This window comes from Sulfurovum zhangzhouensis (assembly GCF_030347965.1).
GTDB classification, from domain to species: domain Bacteria; phylum Campylobacterota; class Campylobacteria; order Campylobacterales; family Sulfurovaceae; genus Sulfurovum; species Sulfurovum zhangzhouensis.
In genome coordinates this window covers 249,765-271,411 of record NZ_JAQIBD010000003.1, presented here as the reverse complement: position 1 = coordinate 271,411, position 21,647 = coordinate 249,765, and the positions used below count along the sequence as shown (strand labels likewise).

Annotated in this window: 29 protein-coding genes; 20 read left to right on the top strand and 9 right to left on the bottom strand. The window is 39.0% G+C overall.

Annotation, left to right across the window (positions count from 1 at the left end):
• The first annotated feature begins 4 nt into the window (after positions 1-4).
• On the top strand, positions 5-445 hold the full coding sequence (locus PGH07_RS09655) for a thiosulfate oxidation carrier protein SoxY (protein ID WP_289414254.1): 441 nt from the start codon (positions 5-7) through the stop codon (positions 443-445).
• A 53-nt stretch (positions 446-498) separates the two neighbouring features.
• Entirely contained in the window at positions 499-816 is a 318-nt protein-coding gene (soxZ, locus tag PGH07_RS09650) for a thiosulfate oxidation carrier complex protein SoxZ (protein ID WP_289414253.1), read from the top strand.
• A 76-nt stretch (positions 817-892) separates the two neighbouring features.
• On the opposite strand, the gene PGH07_RS09645 is transcribed toward soxZ, so the two are convergent.
• From PGH07_RS09645 to rpsT, 3 genes are all read right to left on the bottom strand, one after another.
• Positions 893-1,357 (bottom strand): hypothetical protein, encoded by a 465-nt coding sequence (locus tag PGH07_RS09645; protein ID WP_289414252.1) that lies wholly within the window; start codon positions 1,355-1,357, stop codon positions 893-895.
• Between the two features lie 80 nt (positions 1,358-1,437).
• The gene (prfA, locus tag PGH07_RS09640) at positions 1,438-2,505 is read right to left on the bottom strand and encodes a peptide chain release factor 1 (RefSeq protein ID WP_289414251.1); all 1,068 of its coding nucleotides are present in this window, start codon (positions 2,503-2,505) and stop codon (positions 1,438-1,440) included.
• Between the two features lie 75 nt (positions 2,506-2,580).
• The gene (gene rpsT / locus PGH07_RS09635; RefSeq protein WP_289414249.1) at positions 2,581-2,847 is read right to left on the bottom strand and encodes a 30S ribosomal protein S20; all 267 of its coding nucleotides are present in this window, start codon (positions 2,845-2,847) and stop codon (positions 2,581-2,583) included.
• A gap of 138 nt (positions 2,848-2,985) precedes the next feature.
• On the opposite strand from rpsT, the gene glmM reads away from it, so the two are divergent.
• Genes glmM through PGH07_RS09620 form a run of 3 tightly spaced genes read left to right on the top strand, consistent with a single transcriptional unit; the run spans position 2,986 to position 5,707 of the window.
• Positions 2,986-4,323 carry a phosphoglucosamine mutase gene (glmM, locus tag PGH07_RS09630; protein ID WP_289414248.1) on the top strand — a complete coding sequence of 446 codons (1,338 nt, stop codon included), beginning with the start codon at positions 2,986-2,988 and terminating at the stop codon, positions 4,321-4,323.
• Positions 4,323-4,772: a signal peptidase II gene (lspA, locus tag PGH07_RS09625; RefSeq protein ID WP_289414247.1), complete on the top strand. Its 450-nt coding sequence runs from the start codon at positions 4,323-4,325 to the stop codon at positions 4,770-4,772. The genes glmM and lspA overlap by 1 nt, the downstream gene beginning before the upstream one ends.
• Positions 4,769-5,707: an esterase-like activity of phytase family protein gene (locus tag PGH07_RS09620; RefSeq protein WP_289414246.1), complete on the top strand. Its 939-nt coding sequence runs from the start codon at positions 4,769-4,771 to the stop codon at positions 5,705-5,707. The genes lspA and PGH07_RS09620 overlap by 4 nt, the downstream gene beginning before the upstream one ends.
• 1 nt (position 5,708) lies before the next feature.
• On the opposite strand, the gene PGH07_RS09615 is transcribed toward PGH07_RS09620, so the two are convergent.
• Positions 5,709-6,485, bottom strand: a complete 777-nt coding sequence (locus PGH07_RS09615) for an inositol monophosphatase family protein (protein WP_289414245.1) — start codon at positions 6,483-6,485, stop codon at positions 5,709-5,711.
• Between the two features lie 44 nt (positions 6,486-6,529).
• Between PGH07_RS09615 and PGH07_RS09610 the strand changes: the two genes are divergently transcribed.
• Positions 6,530-7,327, top strand: a complete 798-nt coding sequence (locus PGH07_RS09610; RefSeq protein ID WP_289414244.1) for a paraquat-inducible protein A — start codon at positions 6,530-6,532, stop codon at positions 7,325-7,327.
• 23 nt (positions 7,328-7,350) lie between these two features.
• Here PGH07_RS09610 and PGH07_RS09605 read toward each other — a convergent pair whose 3' ends face one another.
• Positions 7,351-7,620: an HP0495 family protein gene (locus tag PGH07_RS09605; RefSeq protein ID WP_289414243.1), complete on the bottom strand. Its 270-nt coding sequence runs from the start codon at positions 7,618-7,620 to the stop codon at positions 7,351-7,353.
• An 81-nt stretch (positions 7,621-7,701) separates the two neighbouring features.
• On the bottom strand, positions 7,702-8,172 hold the full coding sequence (gene moaC, locus PGH07_RS09600; RefSeq protein ID WP_289414242.1) for a cyclic pyranopterin monophosphate synthase MoaC: 471 nt from the start codon (positions 8,170-8,172) through the stop codon (positions 7,702-7,704).
• A 169-nt stretch (positions 8,173-8,341) separates the two neighbouring features.
• Between moaC and PGH07_RS09595 the strand changes: the two genes are divergently transcribed.
• The 11 genes from PGH07_RS09595 to PGH07_RS09545 all read left to right on the top strand — a co-directional run bounded on the left by PGH07_RS09595 (position 8,342) and on the right by PGH07_RS09545 (position 15,695).
• Complete coding sequence (locus PGH07_RS09595; protein WP_289414241.1) at positions 8,342-9,010, top strand: recombinase family protein; 669 nt, start codon at positions 8,342-8,344, stop codon at positions 9,008-9,010.
• Positions 9,011-10,453: a cytochrome c oxidase accessory protein CcoG gene (ccoG, locus tag PGH07_RS09590; RefSeq protein ID WP_289414240.1), complete on the top strand. Its 1,443-nt coding sequence runs from the start codon at positions 9,011-9,013 to the stop codon at positions 10,451-10,453.
• Positions 10,454-10,463: 10 nt separating this feature from the next.
• Positions 10,464-10,658 (top strand): hypothetical protein, encoded by a 195-nt coding sequence (locus PGH07_RS09585; RefSeq protein ID WP_289414239.1) that lies wholly within the window; start codon positions 10,464-10,466, stop codon positions 10,656-10,658.
• 25 nt (positions 10,659-10,683) lie between these two features.
• Complete coding sequence (locus tag PGH07_RS09580) at positions 10,684-11,865, top strand: NAD(P)/FAD-dependent oxidoreductase (protein ID WP_289414238.1); 1,182 nt, start codon at positions 10,684-10,686, stop codon at positions 11,863-11,865.
• A gap of 161 nt (positions 11,866-12,026) precedes the next feature.
• Positions 12,027-12,419: a DUF6858 family protein gene (locus PGH07_RS09575; protein ID WP_289414236.1), complete on the top strand. Its 393-nt coding sequence runs from the start codon at positions 12,027-12,029 to the stop codon at positions 12,417-12,419.
• Positions 12,406-12,822, top strand: a complete 417-nt coding sequence (locus PGH07_RS09570; RefSeq protein WP_289414234.1) for a hypothetical protein — start codon at positions 12,406-12,408, stop codon at positions 12,820-12,822. Before PGH07_RS09575 ends, PGH07_RS09570 begins: the two co-directional genes overlap by 14 nt.
• Positions 12,823-12,905: 83 nt before the next feature.
• Positions 12,906-13,421, top strand: a complete 516-nt coding sequence (gene tpx / locus PGH07_RS09565) for a thiol peroxidase (protein WP_289414233.1) — start codon at positions 12,906-12,908, stop codon at positions 13,419-13,421.
• A gap of 128 nt (positions 13,422-13,549) precedes the next feature.
• Positions 13,550-14,122, top strand: coding sequence for a L,D-transpeptidase family protein (locus PGH07_RS09560; protein ID WP_289414232.1), 573 nt, complete (start codon positions 13,550-13,552; stop codon positions 14,120-14,122).
• 100 nt (positions 14,123-14,222) lie between these two features.
• Positions 14,223-14,519 carry a hypothetical protein gene (locus tag PGH07_RS09555; protein WP_289414231.1) on the top strand — a complete coding sequence of 99 codons (297 nt, stop codon included), beginning with the start codon at positions 14,223-14,225 and terminating at the stop codon, positions 14,517-14,519.
• Between the two features lie 3 nt (positions 14,520-14,522).
• Positions 14,523-15,119 (top strand): L,D-transpeptidase family protein, encoded by a 597-nt coding sequence (locus PGH07_RS09550; protein WP_289414230.1) that lies wholly within the window; start codon positions 14,523-14,525, stop codon positions 15,117-15,119.
• Positions 15,120-15,191: 72 nt separating this feature from the next.
• Positions 15,192-15,695 carry an Lcl C-terminal domain-containing protein gene (locus PGH07_RS09545; RefSeq protein WP_289414229.1) on the top strand — a complete coding sequence of 168 codons (504 nt, stop codon included), beginning with the start codon at positions 15,192-15,194 and terminating at the stop codon, positions 15,693-15,695.
• Here PGH07_RS09545 and PGH07_RS09540 read toward each other — a convergent pair.
• Together PGH07_RS09540 and PGH07_RS09535 are read right to left on the bottom strand one after the other, a co-directional pair.
• Positions 15,692-16,468, bottom strand: coding sequence for a UDP-N-acetylmuramate dehydrogenase (locus PGH07_RS09540; protein ID WP_289414228.1), 777 nt, complete (start codon positions 16,466-16,468; stop codon positions 15,692-15,694). The two genes, PGH07_RS09545 and PGH07_RS09540, sit on opposite strands and share 4 nt — an antisense overlap.
• The gene (locus PGH07_RS09535) at positions 16,469-17,332 is read right to left on the bottom strand and encodes a menaquinone biosynthesis family protein (protein WP_289414226.1); all 864 of its coding nucleotides are present in this window, start codon (positions 17,330-17,332) and stop codon (positions 16,469-16,471) included.
• A 222-nt stretch (positions 17,333-17,554) separates the two neighbouring features.
• Between PGH07_RS09535 and recA the strand changes: the two genes are divergently transcribed.
• The 3 genes from recA (at position 17,555) to PGH07_RS09520 (ending at position 20,772) form a co-directional block, all read left to right on the top strand.
• Entirely contained in the window at positions 17,555-18,589 is a 1,035-nt protein-coding gene (gene recA / locus PGH07_RS09530; protein ID WP_289414265.1) for a recombinase RecA, read from the top strand.
• 165 nt (positions 18,590-18,754) lie between these two features.
• Complete coding sequence (locus PGH07_RS09525) at positions 18,755-19,609, top strand: biotin synthase (protein ID WP_434481307.1); 855 nt, start codon at positions 18,755-18,757, stop codon at positions 19,607-19,609.
• Positions 19,610-19,626: 17 nt separating this feature from the next.
• The gene (locus tag PGH07_RS09520; RefSeq protein WP_289414224.1) at positions 19,627-20,772 is read left to right on the top strand and encodes a cation:proton antiporter; all 1,146 of its coding nucleotides are present in this window, start codon (positions 19,627-19,629) and stop codon (positions 20,770-20,772) included.
• Between the two features lie 36 nt (positions 20,773-20,808).
• Here the strand turns inward: PGH07_RS09520 and PGH07_RS09515 are convergent, their stop codons facing one another.
• Positions 20,809-21,636 (bottom strand): hypothetical protein, encoded by an 828-nt coding sequence (locus PGH07_RS09515; RefSeq protein WP_289414223.1) that lies wholly within the window; start codon positions 21,634-21,636, stop codon positions 20,809-20,811.
• Positions 21,637-21,647: the final 11 nt, after the last annotated feature.

Here is a 21,647-nt window from a genome sequence, read left to right as displayed (position 1 = left end):
TCAAATGGAAAGAAGAAAATTTTTAGGTTTAGGTTTGACAGCTGCAGCTGTACTACCAGTGGCACTTAGTGCAAAAGATTTTAGACAAGAGAAGCCAGATGTATGGACTGCACACAAAGTGGAGCCTGCAATTGAAGCACTTTACGGTAAAATCACACCAATAGAAGAGGGTATCAAAATTCAACTACCAAAAGTTGCATCAAACGGTGGTGCAGTGCCAGTAAAATTCAAGTCTGATATCCCAGCAAAAACTGTAGCATTGTTCCAGGATGCGAACCCTGAATCTGCAGTAGCGGTATTTGATGAGCCTTCAGTTATTGATTTTTACATAAATATCAAGATGAAAGCTAGTGGTACTATCACTGTAGTTGTAGAGGGTAAAGATGGTAAGTTCTACATTGGTAAACAGTCACTAGAAGTTGCACTTGGTGGATGTGAAGGTTAATCTTCATCCAATAGTATAGATAGTTAGAGCAGAAATAGAATAAAGGATAACCTATGGCAAATATGAAAATTAAAGCAGCAGCAAAAGGTAGTGTTGTAAAATCAAAAGTAATGATTAAACACGATATGCTTACATACGATCAAGCAAAAGCAAAAGGTAAAGAAGCAAACTTCATTACACACATTACTGCAAAAGCAGGTGGTAAAGTAGTACTTGATATGTCTTCAAGTCAGTTTCTTTCAAAGAACCCACTGATCCAATTCGCATTCAGTGCTGAAGGATTGAAGGCTGGTGACAAGCTTGAGATGACTTGGACTGATCTTTCTGGACAAACTGTTACTGAAGATAAAGAGATCAAAGGTCTTAAGTAATTTTATTCTCACTGACCATTTTGGTCAGGAGAGATTATAGATATGACAGAATTACAATACTGTAGTTGTTTTATGTCTATATAATCTGAGTAATATCAAACCAGTGTATTACTTCTCTTTTTAAAGTGCTTTCTCTTCGCTTTTGAAAGTGATCTTCGATATCGAACCCTTCCTTGCCGTAACCTTCTTTATATTCATCAATAAGGGTAGCATAAACGCTTTCTTTCATGGCACTAATCTCATAAGTGATCTTTTCGTATGTCTTATTATCATGAATCACTTTTTCTCTATGGCGTTCATTTACATTAATACTACCGTATCTTTGATTTTCCGGTAGTGCCATATTCATTTCGCCATAGGCACGCATGGAGGCAAAGGTGTGTTCAAACTGGGTAAGAGGAATGTCCCGGAGATCATTGACAACAGTAGCTTCTTCTAGGGTGTATCCCCATCCCCCTGAGATAGGAAAATCCATATCAAAGGCAGACTTTATGATCTCTTTGAGGTTATGTTCATGTGTGAGTTTTTCAAAATTTTTCATAGCATTACTTTCGTATTAATTTATGATATTATAGAAAGAAATGGTTTAAAGGATAAAGAAAGAAAGAAAAAGAGGTGGACTTACAGTCCTGCCTCTTTGATAGCCTCGACTTGAGCATGTGCGATCAGTGGATCGATAATGAGATTAAGTTTACCGTTATTCATTACATCATCAAGTGCATAAATCGTAAGACCGATACGGTGGTCTGTGATTCTGTTTTGTGGATAGTTATATGTTCTGATCTTTTCAGAACGATCACCAGATCCGACCTGTAGTTTACGCTGAGAAGATGTTTCATCAAGCTGTTTTTGAAGTTCCGCTTCATAAACTCTTGCTTTGAGGATCTTCATTGCTTTGTCTCTATTTTTATGCTGAGATTTCTCATCCTGGATTGCAACAACAATACCGGTAGGAATATGCGTAAGACGTACAGCAGAGTCCGTAGTGTTGACTGACTGTCCACCACATCCGCTAGATCGGTAAACATCCATTTTGATCTCATTCGGTTTGATATCAACTTCGACATCATCAACCTCAGGAATTACTGCTACGGTAATAGCAGATGTATGAACACGTCCTTGTGTTTCTGTATCCGGAACACGTTGTACACGGTGTGTACCTGCTTCATACTTTAGTTTGGAGTATACACCGTCACCTTTGATCATTGCGATCAATTCTTTGTATCCTCCGGCAGTACCGTCACTAGAACTTACAATTTCTACTTTCCAGCCTACAATTTCAGCGTAGCGTGTGTACATTCTAAATACATCTGCAACAAAAAGGGCACTCTCATCCCCACCTGCTCCTGCGCGGAGTTCTAGATAGATATTCTTATCGTCGTTCTTGTCTCTTGGGATCATAAGAACCTTGATCTCTTCTTCTAGCCTAGGAAGCATTGGCTCAAGCTCTGAAAGTTCTTCTTTTGCAAGATCTCCAAGTTCAGGATCGTAAATAAGTTCTTTGTTCTCTTCGATTGAGTCAGCAGTCTGTATATAGAGTTTGGCTTTCTCGACTAGTTCATTTAGCCCGGCCTGCTCTTTACTTAGCTCAGTCATTCTGTTGATATCACTTGCGATGTCAGGTGAGCTTAACTGTTGAGATATCTCTTTATGTCTGTCAATAAATGGTTGAAGTTTTTCTTTGAACATTGGGTGTTCTTTGTGTTGGAATTGTCAGATTTCCCAGAGGGAAAATCTGATATAATAGAAAGAGTGAAGCGTAAATTATGCTTCGATAGCGTTTACCATCTTGTGAAGACGGCTTACTTTTCTTGCAGCAGTAGTTTTCTTGATGAAACCTTTGCTTACCATTGAGTGGATTTGCTTGTTTGCAATTTTAAGTGCATCTGTTGCAGCTGCTTTGTCTGAAGCATCTACAGCGCTTTCCACTGCTTTAGTGATGTTTTTAATTCTTGTTCTATAGTATCTGTTTCTTTCTGCTCTTTTTGCAGTTTGAATGATACGTTTTTGTGCTGATTTATGGTGTGCCATAACTATCCTTCTTATAAATATTGTGCGAATATTATCATGTTAAACTTAAAATAATATTAAAGTGAACAATTGTTCATTACTTAATTGTTTATGCTATTTGGGTAAAATATGTCAAAATTTCTCTAGGAAGGATAAACCTTGACACTATTTGGTACTGATGGGGTTCGCGGAAAAGCAGGAAAAAAAGTAACGGCTGAGGCATCTATGCGCCTGGCAATGGCTACGGGAATATATTTTAAACAATTTGCTAAAACTAACAAAATATTGGTTGGTAAAGATACAAGACGTAGTGGTTATATGATTGAAAATGCTATCGTATCCGGTCTCACTGCAGTTGGTTTTGATGTGATTCAGATAGGGCCTATGCCTACTCCGGCTATTGCATTCTTGACTGAGAACATGCGTTGTGATGCGGGGATCATGATTTCTGCTAGTCATAACCCGTACTATGATAACGGTATCAAATTCTTTGATTGTGACGGTAATAAGCTAAACCGTGATAAAGAAGAACAGATTGAAAAGATCTATGAAGATAGTGCATTGATCGCTGCATCTCAGGCTACAGAAAAGATGATCGGAAAGTCAAAACGTATTGATGATGTAATCGGTCGTTATATCGTACATATCAAGAACTCTTTTCCTAATCATCTCACTCTGGCCGGTAAGCGTATCGTTATTGACTGTGCAAATGGTGCAGGTTATGTGGTTGGACCAACGATACTGCAGGAACTGGGAGCAGATGTAGTAGTGATCGGGGATAAACCAAACGGCTTCAATATCAATGAAAGCTGTGGCGCAATGCATCCGGAGGTACTGGCAAAAGCAGTACTGGAGTACCGTGCAGATATAGGTATTGCACTGGATGGTGATGCCGATAGGTTGGTCGTAGTGGATGAAAAAGGTGATATTGTTGATGGTGATAAACTTATGGCAGTACTTGCTACACACCTAAATAGACAAGGAGAGCTAAGAGGTGGCGGTATGGTAGCAACAGTGATGAGCAATAAGGGATTGGATGAATATCTTCAGTCACAAGATCTCACTCTTTACCGTTCAGCAGTAGGGGATAAACATGTCGTAGAAATGATGATGGAAAAGGGTATGAACTTCGGAGGAGAACAGAGCGGGCATATTATCTTCTCTGATTATGCGAAAACAGGCGATGGGCTTTCCAGCGCACTGCAGGCTTTGGCATATTTGGTGAGTGAAAACAAAAAGGCCAGTGAGGCATTCAATCCGTATGAATCTTATCCTCAAATGTTAGTAAACCTGCTAGTGGATGAAAAGAGAGACTTTAATGAGATTGAGGGGTTAGCAGAACTTCAAGAGAAAGTAGAGAAATTAGGTATGCGTCATCTCTTTAGATATTCAGGTACTGAAAACAAAATACGTCTATTGCTTGAAGGAAAAGATGAAAAAGTGCTTGAAGAGATGATGGAAGGGTGTGTAGCCTTTTTCAAAAGGGCACTAGCATAATGCGTGGTATTTTTATATTTTTATTGGCTGCAATAGGTACATTTCTCATCGATCAGAGTATCAAATCAATCTTTATAGAGGGGTATTACCGTGAAGGTTCCTGTATCGATCTGGCATTGCACTATAACAAGGGTGTAGCATTTTCATTATTTGCCTTTCTTGGTCCTTATCTTAAGTGGATACAAGTAGTATTGATTATGGGGATAATTGCTTTTGTGATTAAAGAAGGATACATGAAGCGCTATGCTTTTCCTGTCGGTCTAGTCATTGGCGGTGCGATAGGAAACCTATATGACCGTTTTGTACATGATGGTGTGGTAGATTATGTTGCCTGGCACTGCGGATTTGAGTTTGCTGTGTTTAACTATGCAGATGTAGCTATCGATATAGGTATCGTCTGGATGCTGGTGATGATCTATTTCTTCCCTAAAAAATCAAGAATTAAATGAAACTGATTTTAATTTTATTTGCCTTTTTCTCTGTTCTTTATGCAGAGATACGTTCTGTTGACATTACCCCCCGTTTTAAAAGCGATCAATATTCGGGAATAAAGATACTTGATCAAAAGTATCTTTCCTATAAGCAGATTGGGGGATATGGATTTTCTGAACTCTCAGATCTTACCTATGATCCAAAAGAGAAAAAACTTTTTATGATCAGTGATGAGGGAAGACTCTTTACTTTTCATGCAATGTTTTCTGATAAGATCGATGTTTTAAAGCCAATCAGTGCAACACTTATCACCAAAGAGAATGGAAAGAAGTTTAAAAAATGGAGAAGAGACAGTGAGGGTATTTGTTTGGGGGCAAAGGGAGGACTGTTGATCTCTTTTGAAGGGAAACCAAGACTTGGACTTTTTAGGGAGGATGGTCAACGCATTAAGACATATACCCTGCCAAAACCACTGAGAAATGCTGAAAACTATAGAAGTCAAAACAAATCACTTGAAGCATTGGCCCGTCATCCTTGGTATGGGGCATTAATGGTTGCAGAGTGGCCATTAAAAAAAGATCACAAGAAGTACCAGACAATCTATTCCCTTAGCGGAAAACAATGGCACTTTACTGCAGAACCGGAAGCTCGCAGTTCAACCACTGCTATAGAGGTGATGGATGATGGAAATATACTGGTACTGGAACGGTCGTTTACGGATTATCTAGATCCGTTTGTTATAACACTGAAAAAGGTTTATTTGGAGGGGTGTACGCAAAATAGCATGTGTAAAAGCAAGGTACTTGTCAAAATGAACTCCCATAAAGGATGGGATGTTGATAATTTTGAAGGGCTTGCACATGTAGGCAATAACCGTTTTGTGATGATAAGTGATGACAATGACAACTTTTTTCAGCGTACGCTTTTAATCTACTTTGAGGTAACAGAGTAGTTTATATTTTTTCAAGCTTTGCTAAAAGTTGTGTATGTACTTTCCCATTGCTTGCAACAATGCTTTTGTCATCAAAATCATATGTTTTATTATCTACATTACTGATCTGTCCACCTGCTTCCTGTACGATCAGGATACCGGCTGCTACATCCCATGGTTTTAGATCGATCTCATAGAAGGCTTCTACTTTTCCCTGAGCAAGATAGCAAAGATCAATCGCTGCTGCACCAAGTCTACGTATATCCTGGATATGCGGCAGCAGGTTGGTCATACAGTTGATCACCCAGTGGTACTCTACGCCTGCATTGACCTTGGCATAAGGGAATCCTGTAGCAACCAGTGCATTTTGAAGTGTATCTTGTGTGCTCACTTCAAGCCGTTGACCGTTACAGAAGGCACCTTCTCCTTTTACTGCCCAGAAAAGTTCGTCCAAAATGGGGTTATGGACCACAGCCAGTGTCGGTTCTCCATTTTCCCAGACGCCTAGTGAAATAGCAAGGTGTGGAATTCCATGAATGAAATTGGTTGTACCGTCAATAGGATCAATGTAGATCACTTTGTCATAATGGTAACTTCCATGGTGACTTTCCTCTCCTACAAGGGTATGGTCGGGGAATGCTTTTTTGAGCCGATTTATAATAAATGTTTCGGTTTTGACGTCAAATTCCGTGACAAGATCGACGATTCCTTTATGAGAAACTTCTTTATGGGAATAATATCCCTCTTTGACGATCTTACCTGCATCCAGTGCTATCTGTTTTAATGTATCTATATTCATAGTATCGATTATAGTATAATCTCTCTATGAAGAAAAAGATAATAATGCTGATATTGTCCCTAATGGTCATAATCATGGGATATTTTGGATTACAGGCTTACTCACAGGCAAAAAAGTATGAACAAAGTACGCAAAAGCTAATCATGGACAAAGATGTTTCAAAACAAGCTGAGTACCAGGCAAAAGAATGGGTGGAGAAGTTCAGTCTGGGATATTATGCAAATGAGAAACGTCTTGTACGGGAAGAGATCATTAAAGCGCAAAAAGTACACTGTTCGGAGGCAAAGCGCTATACCCTGTATGCAATGTGTATACTTATAGTAATCATGATGAGCTTTTTTGTGATAGGATTGAGGCTTTTCACTTTTTTCGGCGGTTTGTCAGCATTGGTCGTACTGTATTTTGGTCTTTTTACCCCTCTCCTGACGGTTACGATTCATAAAGAGCTCGAGTATATCGGTGATGTAGTGCTCTCTTTTGAGTCCAAAAGTCTTTTGGGCTCTGTCGTGAAGCTATGGGAGGGGGGAGATATTATTGTTGCTCTGGTGATCCTGCTCTTTTCAGTCCTCATACCACTGATCAAGACCCTCTCTTTAATGTTTGTGGCCGTGGTAATGGAGAGCAGGTTTGCACACGGTATCGTGAAGTTTTTTAAACTGATCGGTAAGTGGTCCATGCTTGATGTATTTGTGGTGGCCGTTTTGTTGGTTTATCTTACGGGTAACGGTTCGGATGTCAGTCATGCTGAGGTGCAGGTAGGACTTTATTTCTTTTTAGCCTATGTGATTGTCTCTATGCTGGTAAGTTTGAGTGCAGATAAGATGCTAGAAAAAGTAAATTAGTTTGTAAAAGAGAGATGGTGATCTTAGATCACCATCTGTACATCTTTATGTTCTTGAAAATACTTAAAGATTCGGTCACGCTCCTCTTGGCTATCAACAATACATGAAGCGTTGTATGTCGTGAATTTACCTGTTTTTGAGGTATTGCCCAATGAGCAGAGATGTTCTTTCTCTCCCATTACCTCTTTGATACAGGCCAATAATGCTTCTTTATCGCGTCCAATGATCTTAAACCCCCATTGGGTTGGGTATTCGATCTGTGGTTTTTCTTTGGTATTACCGTCTAAAATCACTGTCTATCCTTTTCTTCTAGATGAAGAGCAAAGCCCTTCACTAATTCATCTCACTAAAGCTTTGCCTTTGGCAAAAAAGAGTTAGCGATGGAAGTCGCCACTCTTGCCTCCTGATTTTTCTTCAAGCTGTATATTCCTGATCACCATGCCCTTATCAATCGCTTTGAGCATATCATAGATTGTTAGCAATCCTATACTGACCCCCGTCAGGGCTTCCATCTCCACTCCGGTCTGGCCTTTGAGCTTAGCTGCCACTGTGAGTTTGAATCCTGGCAGTTCAGGTAACTCCTCGATATCAGTTTTTACTGATGTAAGCATCAAAGGATGACACATAGGGATAAGATTGCTGGTCTGCTTTGCTCCCTGTATTGCAGCAATTACTGCAGTTTGTAAGACAGGCCCTTTTTTTGCTGTATTGGCAATGACGGCATCATACGCTTGCGGCGTTACTTCAATGATACCTGAAGCTACGGCGATACGTGTGGTATCCTCTTTGTCTGAGACATCTACCATTTTAGGTTTGTTTTGTTCATCTAAGTGTGTAAGATTCACGCTGTTCCTTTGAAATGTTTCCAAATGATTATCAAGATATTTTAACATAATTTTACAGGTAAGAAAAAATAACTGACGAAAAAAAGACATAATTGACGCTTTTTATATAAATACTATTGACTTTATACATCAAAAAGAGTAAGATGGTAAAAATGAGAAAGGAAATAGAATGGTATACGGCTATATAAGACAGCTTCATGGATTAAGCAGCCTGTCAGAGCAGCAGCGTGATATTCTCTCTTTTTCATTGGCTAATGATATTAAAATCGACAAAGAGGTAGTAGAGTATTCAAACAGACCGCTGAGAATAGAGGAGAGAAAAGAGTTTGAGGAGTTTTTACGCTCTTTAAGCAAAGGAGACAGTATTGTGGTCTCAACGCTTTCTGCATTCAGTCAGCGTGCTGAAGAGTTGATCAAATTGATTAACTGTTCACTTAGCAAAGAAGTTACATTGTATGTTGCTTCTCCAAAGAGGGTTATCACTAAAAGAACACAAATTCTTGATATATTTCCTCTGCTAAATGATATTAGAGAAGCTGAAGCATCCAAGAGTACCCAGCTAGGGCGCCCGAAAGGAAGCAGATCTTCTTCAAAGTTTGATAAATTTAAAGCACAGATCCTTGATCTCCTCAAAGAGGGGATGAGCGTAAGTGCAATCTCACGAGAGCTTGGGCTAAGTCGGAGTTCTCTTAAAGATTATATCGAGTCAAGAAATCTGAAAGAGTTGGTCGAAGGGTCTTGGTTGGAGGTCAATCTTCCAGGTGAGATAAAAGAGAGTGAGGATAGGGTTCTGATCTGTCCTTTTGAAAAAGATAAAATAACAAAAGAGGTAATGTAGATGGAAGCAACAGCTGAAAATACACCAGAAAAGGTGAATAAGAAAGATTATTTGAAGGGATGGGTGTCCTATAGAATAAAACGATATTGGTTTTATCTGGGGGCTACAATTATATCGATCATTACACCATGGATCACAATAAATGGCAATCATATCTTTTTGCTGAGCTTTGACCACAAGAAGCTTCACTTAGCAGGTGTTGTATTTGATATGCAAGAACTTTACTTGATGCCGTTTTTATTGATGTTATTGTTCCTTGGAATTTTTGCTGTGACTGCTGTCGGTGGTAGAGCATGGTGTGGGTGGGCATGTCCGCAAACAATCTTTAGGGTTATTTATAGAGATTTTATAGAGACTAAACTGCTAGGACTCCGTAAGCGTATCAGCAACAAACAAAAAGAGCCTGATATGAGTAAATTTGAGAACAAGATCAAAAAAGTAGTAGCTATACTGTTATGGTCTGCACTTGCATTGTTGGCTGCGGCAGACTTCATGTGGTACTTTGTTCCTCCGGAAGATTTCTTTGCTTATCTGGAAAACCCTATGGAACACATGGTATTAGTTAGCTTTGTGCTCGGTGTGGCTGCTTTCTTGGTCGTGGATGTTGTTTTCCTTAAAGAGGATTTCTGTGTATATATTTGTCCATACAGCCGTGTACAGTCGGTGCTTTATGATGATGATACGATCATGGCTGTGTATGATCCTAAGCGTGGTGGAGAGATCTATCAAGGACACGGTAATGATCGAAATAAAATGTATACAAAACAAAAAGACCTTCTTGCTGTGGAACCAGGAGCAGAGTGTACAACCTGTGAGAGCTGTGTAACAGTATGTCCTACACATATCGATATTCGTAAAGGACTTCAGCTTGAGTGTATTAACTGTCTAGAGTGTGTGGATGCGTGTACTGAAGTTATGGCTGCATTCAACAGACCATCGCTTGTACGTTGGTCAAGTGAAAAAGAGGCAGTAAAATATGAAGGTAAGACCAAGTACTTTAGAGGAAAAGTGATCGCATACTTTACTGTTCTGACTATAGTACTTATCGCACTATTTGCAATGGGAAGTAAAAAAGAACATATGCTTCTTAATATCAACAAAAGTACAAGACTTTATAAAACTATGCCTGGCGGAGTAGTGCAGAATGACTATCTTTTCTTGTTCCAGAATACAGATAGCAAACCGCATACATATACTTTTGAAGTGACAAATAATGATAAGATCGAGATCGTTCGTCCGAAAGATCCTATCAAAATAGGTCCTGGATTTAAATCAAAAGAGGTTGTAATCCTTGAAACAAAAGAGCCTTTGGCGCAAAGTCATGATAAGGATATTTCTATTCCTGTGAAGATCAAGGCCTATGCAATTGATGATAAAGAGAAAATTGTGATCGAAAGAAATCTGATCTTTACTTATCCTAGACTTGAAGCACTAAAAAAGTAAGAGGGTTCTTATGCAGTTTGAACCCTCGCTGGAGAGTTTGGAAGATTATAGAGGGAAAGAACGGATAGAAAAAAGATTAACAGTCTGGTTGGTTATCCTCTCCGGTCTGTTGTTAGGTGCTATTTACAGCATTATTACGCTTAACAATGTTTCACCTGGAGAGACAGTAGAGAAACATGATACAAGCGGTATATCAAAGTATTAACATTAGAGCAAGAAGGAAGTAAGAGATGTCAACTACAAAGAGAGTTTTAGTTCTAGGCGGGGGATTTGCCGGTGTAGAGGCAGCAATCTTTCTTAGAAGAAACGAAATGGAAGTAACTTTAGTAAGTGACAGAGACTATTTCTATATCTATCCGACATCGATCTGGATTCCTACCGGAGAGGTGACCAGAGAAGATGTTTCTATCCCCCTTGATAAGTTGGCCGTAGTACATGGCTTTCAACTCATCATTGACCCTGTGAGTAAGATAGAAGCCACACAAAAAAGAGTCACACTTGAGAGTGGTCGTGTGATGGAGGGATATGACTATCTTGTTGTTGCAATAGGTCAAAGCAAGATCGCTATACCAGGTATGGGAGAACATTCGCTATCTATTTGCGGTGCGCCTGAAGAAGCAACTGCATTGTATGGGAAACTAGACAAGTTGATCGTTCAGGGTAAAGGCAAGATCGCAATGGGCTTTGGTGGAAATCCTAAGGACAGTTCTGCTGTACGCGGTGGTCCTGCATTTGAAGTACTTTTTAATGTAGATACTTATCTAAAGCGTAAAGGTATACGTGATAACTTCGAACTGACATTCTTCGCACCTATGGAGAAACCGGGCCAAAAGATGGGACCAAAAGCATTGGATATGATGGACAAGATGTTCACAATGACCCATATCAAAAAGAAAATAGGCTCCAAGATTGTTTGTTTTGAAGCAGATGGTATTAGATTTGAAGATGGTACAAAGCTTGAGTCGGATCTAACGATGTTTATCTCAGCGGGTAAAGGGCATCCTATTATTGAGGCTTCTGATCTTCCTTTAAGCGAATCAGGTTTTGTTTTGACAAACGAATATAATGAAGTAGAAGGATTTGAGGGTGTTTATGCCATTGGAGATTCAGCAAACCTGATGGGTCCTGAGTGGAGAGCAAAGCAGGGACATGTGGCAGAAGTAATGGCGAGGAATACTGCTTATAACATTTTTCAACACTCTCAACAAATTGACTCCAGAGAGAGTTATATAGAGCATCTCAATATCCTTTGTGTAATGGATACCGGTAACGGTGCAGCCTTTGTCTACAGATGTGAGAAGGGAAGTAAAATGATCCCGATGCCAATTGTCGGTCACTGGATGAAAAAAGGATGGGGTTGGTACTGTAAAATGTCCAAACTAGGCAAAATTCCAAGAATCCCTGGAATGTAAGTCACGTAAAAAATCGTGAATAGTTTCACGATTTTAGTGACGAAACCGTAGCGGTGGAGCGAAGCGACCCGCGAAGGCAAGACCCACTTATGCATCTAAAGTATTTCAACCTCAATAGACCACTACAGATACAATAAAAAATAATAAAATCGAGGAATTCAATGAAACAGATCACTGTCATGGGAAAATACCCCGTATATACAATCAAAATAGAGAAGAGTGAAACAAGCTATCAAAGTGTAGATGAGGTTTTTACATATCTTAAAAAACAGGTCGATGCACATCCAATTGCTACCTATATCGGTCAATTTGATCATTATGGGCATACTGCTTCTCTTCAAGCAGGGGAGATCTCCGAAGATATCAAAGATGCGAAAAATTTTATCTGTTGTTTTGGCAAAGTATTGCCAAAGCCTGAAGTCTTGGCGGTAAGACCTCGTTCTATCGGTGTAGCAGAGATGAAAGATTCTTTTGTGGTTAGCTTTCTTGAAGCACCTAACCCAGATGCAAATGCGACAATGGAACAATGGGTGAAGGGTATTGCAAATCTATAAACCATTCATTTCATTACTTTTTGTTACTTTTTTACTCACAGGATGTGAAGAGCGTTCTACTGTTTATACAAGTTTTTGTGATCATGGAAAGGCTTTTTCTCTCTCATGTCTACGTTATCCAATGGTAGATTCTCAAGATAAAACAGTCCTGGAAAAAGCTCTTGGACTTAAAGAAGATCCCGCCTGTCCTTATTCTCTGAAACTCACAAAATATAAAATAAGTCAATGTAATAACCCAGTGGTAAAGAGTACAGGAAGCGATTTTGAAGGGTATGTACGCTTGGAGATAATAAAAGGGTTCACATGCTATTATAAGGTACAAAGTGATTATAAATTAGATAGGGATAGGGCGTTCAAAAGAGTGTTGAAACAGGCCAAAATAGACTTAATAGAAAAAAAATAAAAAAATTATTTTTTAATTAAGACTATTTTTATCCCATTTAAGGAATAATGCTTCTACAAAACAAATTAAAAAAGGAATAATTAATGGCAACAGTAACTTTTAAAAATGATATCGTATGTAACCTTGGTGGTACAGAAGTAAACGTAGGTGATACAGCACCGGTAGTAACAGTAACAAACTGTAACCCAATGCTTCAAGATGAAACAGTAGGTGGAGAAGGAAAAGTTCAACTAGTAATCGCTGTACCTTCACTTGACACTGGTGTATGTGATGCTGAAACTAGAAGATTTAACCAAGAGGCTGCTGGTCTTGAGGGTGTAGAAGTAATCACTGTATCTATGGACCTTCCATTTGCAGCAGCTAGATGGTGTGGTGCAGCTGGAATCGAAAACATTAAAGTATGTTCAGACTTCAGAAACAAAGATTTCGGTAACGCTTATGGTGTTCTTCTTGCAGACGGTCCTCTTGCAGGTGTACTTGCAAGAGTTATCTTTGTAGTTGGTAAAGATGGAAAAGTAGCTTATAAACAAGTAGTTCCAGAAATTACTCAAGAGCCAAACTACGAAGAAGCACTTGCAGCAGCTAAGGCAGCTCTATAATCTTTACAGATAACCCTCTTCGAAGGGTTATCTACCTCTTATCTCTCTCCTATTTATTATCAAGTTAGTCTACTTTGTGCTAAAATACTGAAAATTCTAAGTAATATTCTATGAAGGATAGAATCTCAGTGCAATATTTTTTATATTTAATGCTTTTGCCCCTATCACTGTTTGTTTTCACAGGATGTGCCGATCCAGATCTTAAAAAAGATGAGTATAACCTGCAGGAGTGCAGAGAAGAGTTGTTAGAGGCAACAGACTTTAAAAATGAAGGAAGTATAGACCATATCATTGTAGAAAAAGCACAAAGAAAAATGTATCTTTATAAAGGCAAAGAGGTCAAGGGTGTACTTCCTGTATCATTAGGGAAAAATCCTGTAGGGCAGAAGCAGAGGCAAGGAGACAACCGTACGCCTGAAGGTGAATTCTTTATACATAGAAAGCTTTGTTCTCCTAAGTATTATCGTTCACTCTGTATCTCTTATCCAAGACCTGAAGATATTGCAAGTGCTAGGAAAAGAGGTGTAAATCCCGGTGGAGATATTACCATCCATGCACAACCTAAATGGAATGCAGATGGAAAACAAGATGCTTATACCTTGAGTCAGAACTGGACACAGGGCTGTGTTGCTGTTACAAACAGTGAGATGAAAGAACTATGGTATGCCGTGCGTGAAGGCGTGCCGGTAACTATACGGTAGGAGGTCAGAGATCGCACGGTATACACAAAAACAGATTGACAAATACCAGAGACAAAAATATATCGGTGAGTTGGAAAAAATTGCTAAGAATCTTTTTCGTATGTTTAGAGATGAAAGCAGTACCGCACAATCCTTTATATCCAAGTTTCAAGTATTAAAAGAAAAATTGGATGAAAGAGAGCACACTCATCTTGATTCTGAATATCACAGAGAACTAAAAGCCTATATCAACAGACTATTTCAACAAACCTGTCAAAATGAGAGTTTTGGAGATAAAGAATTTGTTGATATTCGCGAGGCAGAGATGAGTAATCTTAACCGTTTACAAAAAATGAAAAATAGTGTGTCTTATAAAAAAGACAAACATAAATCAAAACATCATGAAGATTGGGAGTAAATAATGCAGATCAAATTAAAAGTTTTGCTTTTCGCATCAATATCATTGCTATGGATCAATGGGTGTAACAAAGAACCTGTAGCTTATGGAAAGGTAGATAAAACACCATATGAAACAAAAGAGTGCTTGCGTGAGCTCTCTTGTGGTGAAGAGATAGATAAGTCTTTATTGGCAGATAAGATCGTGGTGTATAAAAATAAACATCTCATGCATCTTTATCGTAATGGAAAGTTAGTTGAGGAGTTCCGTATTTCACTGGGGAAAAACGGTACAAAAGGGGATAAGATTGAGAAGGGGGACTACCGAACCCCAATTGGCAACTACACCATTGTAAGAAAAAAATGTGACAATAGGCTTTATAAATCATTGATGATATCCTATCCGAATGCAAAGGATATGGCGGAAGCCAAAAAAAGAGGAGTTGAGCCTGGCGGCTACATTACGATTCATGGCCAGCCAAAGTGGAATGCCGATGGAAGAGGTGATGAATATACTTTAGCATATGATTGGACAGAAGGGTGTATCGCAGTTACGAACAGGGCGATGGATATCTTATGGAAATCGATCCAAAACGGAGCAAAGATAGAGATTTATTCATAATAGGATAATTTTAGCTTAAATTGAGTAATGATATATTATGATATTGAATAATATTGGTAGAAAGGAGAAAATATGAGAAGGATTTTTATATCATCAGCTTTGCTTTCAGCTGCTTTACTTATGGCAGGAGGAAAAATTACACCAGAGGATATTCCTGAACTAGTACCTGCAGTAGAAGCTCCAACAAGTGATTGTTCTAAAAATACTGTTTATACAGATACAGAAACTCATTTGATGTGGCAGGATGAAGCTTATACAGATGCAGAAGACGGTGCATTTAAGAATAATGGAATTATAGGAAAAGCAGGAAATTTTCAACATGCAGCCGGTTACTGTGATGGCCTTTTTTATGCAGGGCACTCAGATTGGAGACTACCAACTTCAGATGAGCTGATGGAATTACATAGAAAGCCAGGACAAGTATTTACCAACTTCAGAGGTGAAGACTTCTGGACATCGACACCTGCAGAAATGGGAAAATATTATGTTGTGTATCCTGCAGATGCATATCGTTATGAGAAAAAAGCTAATGAAAGCAACTATATTAGATGTGTACGTTGTATAAAGGAAAATTAAAGAATTTTCACCTCTTCTATTAAGGTGATACCAAATACTTTTTTTACTTCTTCTTTTGCAAGCCTGATAAGGTAAATGGCATCTTCGAAGGTGCCGTTGCCTAGATTAACCAGAAAGTTTGCATGCATGGAGCTCCATTGCATATTCCCTTTTTTCATCCCTTTTAATCCGACAGCTTCAATAAGTCGGCCAGCATAATCACCATCGGGATTTTTAAATACAGAACCGGCGCTTGGTTGGGGAGGCTGGTTGGTTCGTAAGGAAAGAAGGGTATCTAAAAGTATTTGACTAAATCCTTCTTTGATCTCAAACCTCGCTTCTGTAGCAATACCGTTAAGTTTTGCATAGCGGTATCCATGTTCGATATCTTTGGCATCGATCCAATTTCCGTTTATTTTGACTGAGTGAAGTATATTAAATATTTCATACTCTTTGACTCCGGCATTCATCGCCAGCATCCCACCAAGTGTCCCAGGCAGTTTTGCACAGAACTCAAAGCCGGCAATATTATGTTTTCTGGCATAGGAAACAATACGTCCTGTAGGGGTAGCTGCCCCGATAGTTAGTAAATTATCCTCTTGTGTGATGGTGGCAAAATCCTTGCTAAGCATCATTAGAGGAGGAGGAGTCGGTGAGACAAGAAGGTTATTTGCCCCACCGATGAGATATCGGTCATGAGGAATCTTATCGCCTTTTTCCAATACCAGAACATCTGTTGGTTGTCCTACTTTGATACTGGAGTATTTTGAAAAATCTATAACCTTGGTGTACACTTAACTATTCCGAAGTGTTTCGTATTCTCTTGGGATGAGATAGTCTTCTGTTTTGATCGGGAACTCCCATAGCCCATGTTTGTAGCCGATTTCAAAAAGCTTATCAAGTGCTTTGATTTGTAATTTACTTAGCTCAATCGATTCATCAGAAGCATACATATCGAGGTATTTTTCAAGCATTTTATCTGAGATTCGTACCAGGGCATCTTTTTCAAGCCTGGCACAAAGCTCCTTTTTGCGCAAATTGGCTACTTTAACTCCATCAATGAGAATATTTTCTATCTCTATTGCCCGGTTAAGCGGGAGGCTTCTGCGTATTGCCATACCTCCAAGGGGCAAAGGTAACCCCTCGCCTGCAAGTTCTCCCCAAATATCCCACACTTCCTTTTCTACTTCCAGGCTCTCATCAAAATCAAGGATTGACTCGTGGATCAAAACACCTGCATCGACCGTACCGTTGACGACGGCCTCTTCGATCTCGAGAAAGTTCATGTAAACTGGACGTGCTTGTGGATAGTAGATACGAAAGAGCATAGCATTCGTCGTATATTTTCCAGATAGGGCGACCTTAAAATTACGTTTGAGTTTTTTATCTTTACGACGTATCAATTTAGGCCCATACCCCTCTCCAAAACTTACTGCAGTACGAAGCAAGGCATAGTCATCTTTGATCAGAGGGTACATACCAAAACTGATCGCACTGACATCATAAGTACCTCTCAATGCTTCTTCATTAAGTGTTTCAATATCCAATCCGATATTTTCAAATTGATAATCTTTGGTATCCACCCAGCCAAAATTGATTGCATAGTACATAAAGATATCATCGGCATCAGGTGAATGGGCTAGTTGGATAGGATTCATCAGGTTAAACTCGCTTAAATTAGTAATGATGTCATTTTATCATAAGCGTCCCTAAAAGAAAAACCTTTTACTCAAAGTGCAGGACGTATATGACTGATAGGTGAGAGGCATAATCACAAGTCTAATATGAAAATATGACAATATGACATATTTTTTTCTAAGATATCATAAACCTATTAAAATGGTGATAGAATTTCACATTAAAAGGTAAGGATCATGACTATGGCAATGGATGCAAACAAACAAAAAGCATTGGAAATGGCGATCAAGCAGATCGATAAAGCTTTTGGTAAAGGTACCTTGATGAGGCTTGGAGATAAAGAGATCGAGCCTATCGCGGCGATAAGTACAGGCTCATTGGGTCTTGATATGGCTTTAGGGATTGGTGGTATTCCTGTAGGTAGGATCATTGAGATCTATGGTCCTGAGTCATCAGGGAAAACAACGCTTTCCCTCCAGACAATTGCTTCTGCTCAAAAAGAGGGAAAGATCTGTGCCTTTATTGATGCGGAACATGCACTTGATGTTATCTATGCTAAGAATCTTGGCGTAGATACAGATAACCTGTTGGTCTCTCAGCCGGATTTCGGAGAGCAAGCATTAGATGTACTGGAAACACTTGCACGTTCAGCTGCAGTAGATCTGATCGTTGTAGACTCAGTAGCCGCTTTGACACCAAAAACAGAGATCGAAGGAGAGATGGGAGATCAGCATGTAGGACTTCAGGCACGTTTGATGTCTCAAGCCCTTCGTAAACTGACAGCGATCCTTCATAAAACTAACACAACGGTGATCTTTATTAACCAGATCCGTATGAAAATTGGAACGATGGGGTATGGAAGCCCTGAAACAACAACTGGTGGTAATGCACTGAAGTTTTACTGTTCGGTACGTATCGATGTGAGACGTATTGCAACGCTTAAGCAAGGTGAATCACAGATAGGAAACCGGGTAAAAGCAAAAGTAGTCAAAAACAAAGTAGCACCTCCATTTAGACAAGCAGAGTTTGACATTATGTTTGGAGAAGGGATTTCTGCAGAAGGAGAATTGATCGACTATGGTGTAAAACTTGACATTATCGATAAGTCAGGGGCATGGTTCAGTTATGATACTGAAAAACTCGGTCAAGGTAAAGAGAATGCGAAACTGACACTTAAAGATAATGCTGAACTACGTGCTGAGATCGAAGGTAAGATCAAAGAAGCACTAGGATTCAGTACAATCCTTTCTTCTGATGAAGGTGAGGTGGCGGAGTAAACTCCGTTATCTTAAGAAAATTCAAAATTCTCATCTATTTTCCTCCACTTTGACTAGTAATACTAGTAATAAATGAGCCCGTTTGGGAACTGAATACAATGATTTAACAGATCATATAATTCGCTTTATTGATATCTGAAAGGATTTAGGTATAATCCCAACATGATGAAACAAAAACAAATATTTTTATGTGCAATTAACAATATTCTTTCAGGAACATGTAAAGAGGATTGTAAGTTCTGTACACAGAGCGTACGATATCATGCTGATATAGAACGTTATACCTACAAAGATATAGCTAAAATCGTTGAAGAAGCAAAAATTGCCAAGTCACATGGGGCACTGGGCTACTGTCTTGTGACAGCAGGTAAAGGACTAGACGATAAAAAAGTTGATTTTGTTGCAAGAGCAGCACAAGCGATTAAAAAAGAAGTAGATGGATTAAACCTGATCGCTTGTAATGGTACAGCGTCTATTGAACAGCTTAGATATTTAAAAGAGCATGGTCTTGATAGTTATAACCATAATCTTGAAACTTCAGAGAGATATTATCCAGAGATTTGCCAGACCCATGGTTGGGAAGAACGTTATAATACGTGTGAAAATGTAAAGTCGGTAGGACTGGCTCTTTGTAGCGGGGGAATCTTCGGAATGGGTGAAAGTGAGCAAGATCGTAATGATCTTCTTGATGCTATAGCTTCACTTCATCCGGAATCTTCACCGTTGAATTTTTATCACCCTAATCCTGCTTTACCTATCAAGGCACGGAATATAGAGTTAGATGAAGCGGTAGAAGTGATCCGAAAGGCACGTAAGCTTTTAGGAGAGGAGAAGCTTTTGATGGTTGCCGGGGGAAGGGAACTTCTCTTTAACGGTAAAGAACATCTGATGTTTGAAGCAGGTGCCAATGCTATGGTCATAGGTAATTACCTGACAACCACTGGAAGTGAACCATTTAAAGATAAGAACATGCTTCAAACACTAGGGTATGAAATAGCAACAAGTTGTGAAAAAAGCTAAGTGAAGCGGACAAAAGTATGCAAGAGAATATTCTGCTTATTTTAACATTGTCTCTACTTATATGGGGCAGTCCCTTTGTGGCGAAGATACTTCGTGTCCCAACCCCTCCTATTGAAATTATTTTGGGATCGGCTTTCGCTTATTTAGGGTTTATTGTAGAGAGCGAATATTTTGCTCTGATCGCTAAAGTAGGATTTCTTTATCTGATGTTCCTGGCAGGGATGGAAGTTGATCTAAAACAGATTACGCGAAGTTCCAGAAAAGTCATCAACACCTCAATCCTCTTTCTTTTGTTTATGGTCTTTTTTACCACTGTTACAGGATTTCTCTTTCATTTAGATACGGTAATTATTATTTCTATGTCTTTGATCTCTATAGGACTGTTGGCATCACTATCTAAAGCTTATGGTAAAGGGCAGGCGTGGATACGTATGGCTTTCATTGCCGGGGTACTGGGAGAGATTGCGAGTATTGCCGTCTTGACCATTTTTGATGCTGCGAGCAAGACAGGATTTAATATCACACTATTAGTCCATTTGGGTTATCTAATACTTTTTATGGTCATTATCTACTTTCTTTATCGTCTTTTGAACCTTCTCTTTTGGTGGTATCCGGAGCTTAAAAATATATTGGTACCAAAGTTTGATACATCAGACCAGGATATACGTCTGTCGATAGCACTCTTTTTTATTCTTATCGCAGTAATGCTTTCACTGGAACTCGAGTTGGCACTGGGTGCATTTATTGCAGGAGTTGCAATCTCTGCTTTTTTCCATCATGAAAAGAAATTAGAAGAGAAAATGTCTAGTTTGGGATTTGGTTTTTTAGTGCCTTTGTTCTTTATACATGTAGGTGCATCATTTGATATTCAAGCTCTTGTAGTACCGGGAGTTGTCTCAGGAGCCCTGCTGATCACATTTTTAATGATCTCCTCTAGAATCTTGGCCGGTGCAGTATTTCAAGGTATAAATAGAAAGAAGGATGCACTATTGGTAGCACTTTCTTTATCAATGCCTTTAACGCTTCTTATTGCCGTGGCAACGATAGGGTATGAAGCCCATTTGCTGGAAAAATTACATTATTATCAATTGATTCTAGCAAGTATTTTTGAGATCTTGATCTCAATGATAGCCATTAAGTTTATCAATAGTAAAAAAATATAGGTATGAGGTAAAGAGAGGAGAAAGAAGGATGAGAGATTACTCTGCATCTACTTCTTTGATCGCTTCAAGATAAAGTTTATCTGCACTTTCTTTTGCTTCTTTTTGTTCTTGCGTGAGGTTGATATCATCTAAAACAGACTTTTGTTCAGGCTTCTCTTGCATTACAGCCATAGCTTGTTCCGCTTTCGGTTGTTCTACCTCTTTTTTTGCCTCTTCCATGGCTTTTTCTACGACAACAGCTTGCTGTTCTTGTACTTCTTGAGTTTTAGCAGTTTCTTTATGAGCTACTTGTAGCTCTTTTGATTCAGTTTGAGGTTTTACTGCCTCTTTAGCCTGTTTTTTTCTTAGACGTTCTGCCTCATATTTCTGAACTGCAATACGTTCTTCTTCCAATGCTTTTAAGCGTTTTTGCTCAGCTTGTGCCTGCTCTTCTTTAAGGGCTTTTACTCGTTCTTCTTCTCTTGCTTCTCTTTGTGCCGGAGTTAGCTCATTAAAATCATTGAAAACAGGCTGTTGAGTAGGCTGAGTTTCCTCTTCTGCCTCTACAGTCTTTACAGTCTCTTCTGTCTTTACAGCTTCTTTGGTGGAAGATTTCTCATCTAAAACTTCCTCTTTTATCTCTTGTGATGGTGAAGCGTTTTGATCTGTTGACTGTACTTCATCAGTTGCATTGTCTTCTTCTATAGTATCAAGATCCTCATCAAGCCCAAGGTCTTCTTCGGTACTAGACTTTCTCAGTTCTGAGATTAAAGAACTCTGTTCATCATCCAAATTTTTAAGATTTGTTTTTAGATCAAACGGGTTATCAGATGCTTCTAACCCCATGCATAGTAGTGCAACTCCTATAAATAAATACCGCTTCATATTTTACTCCT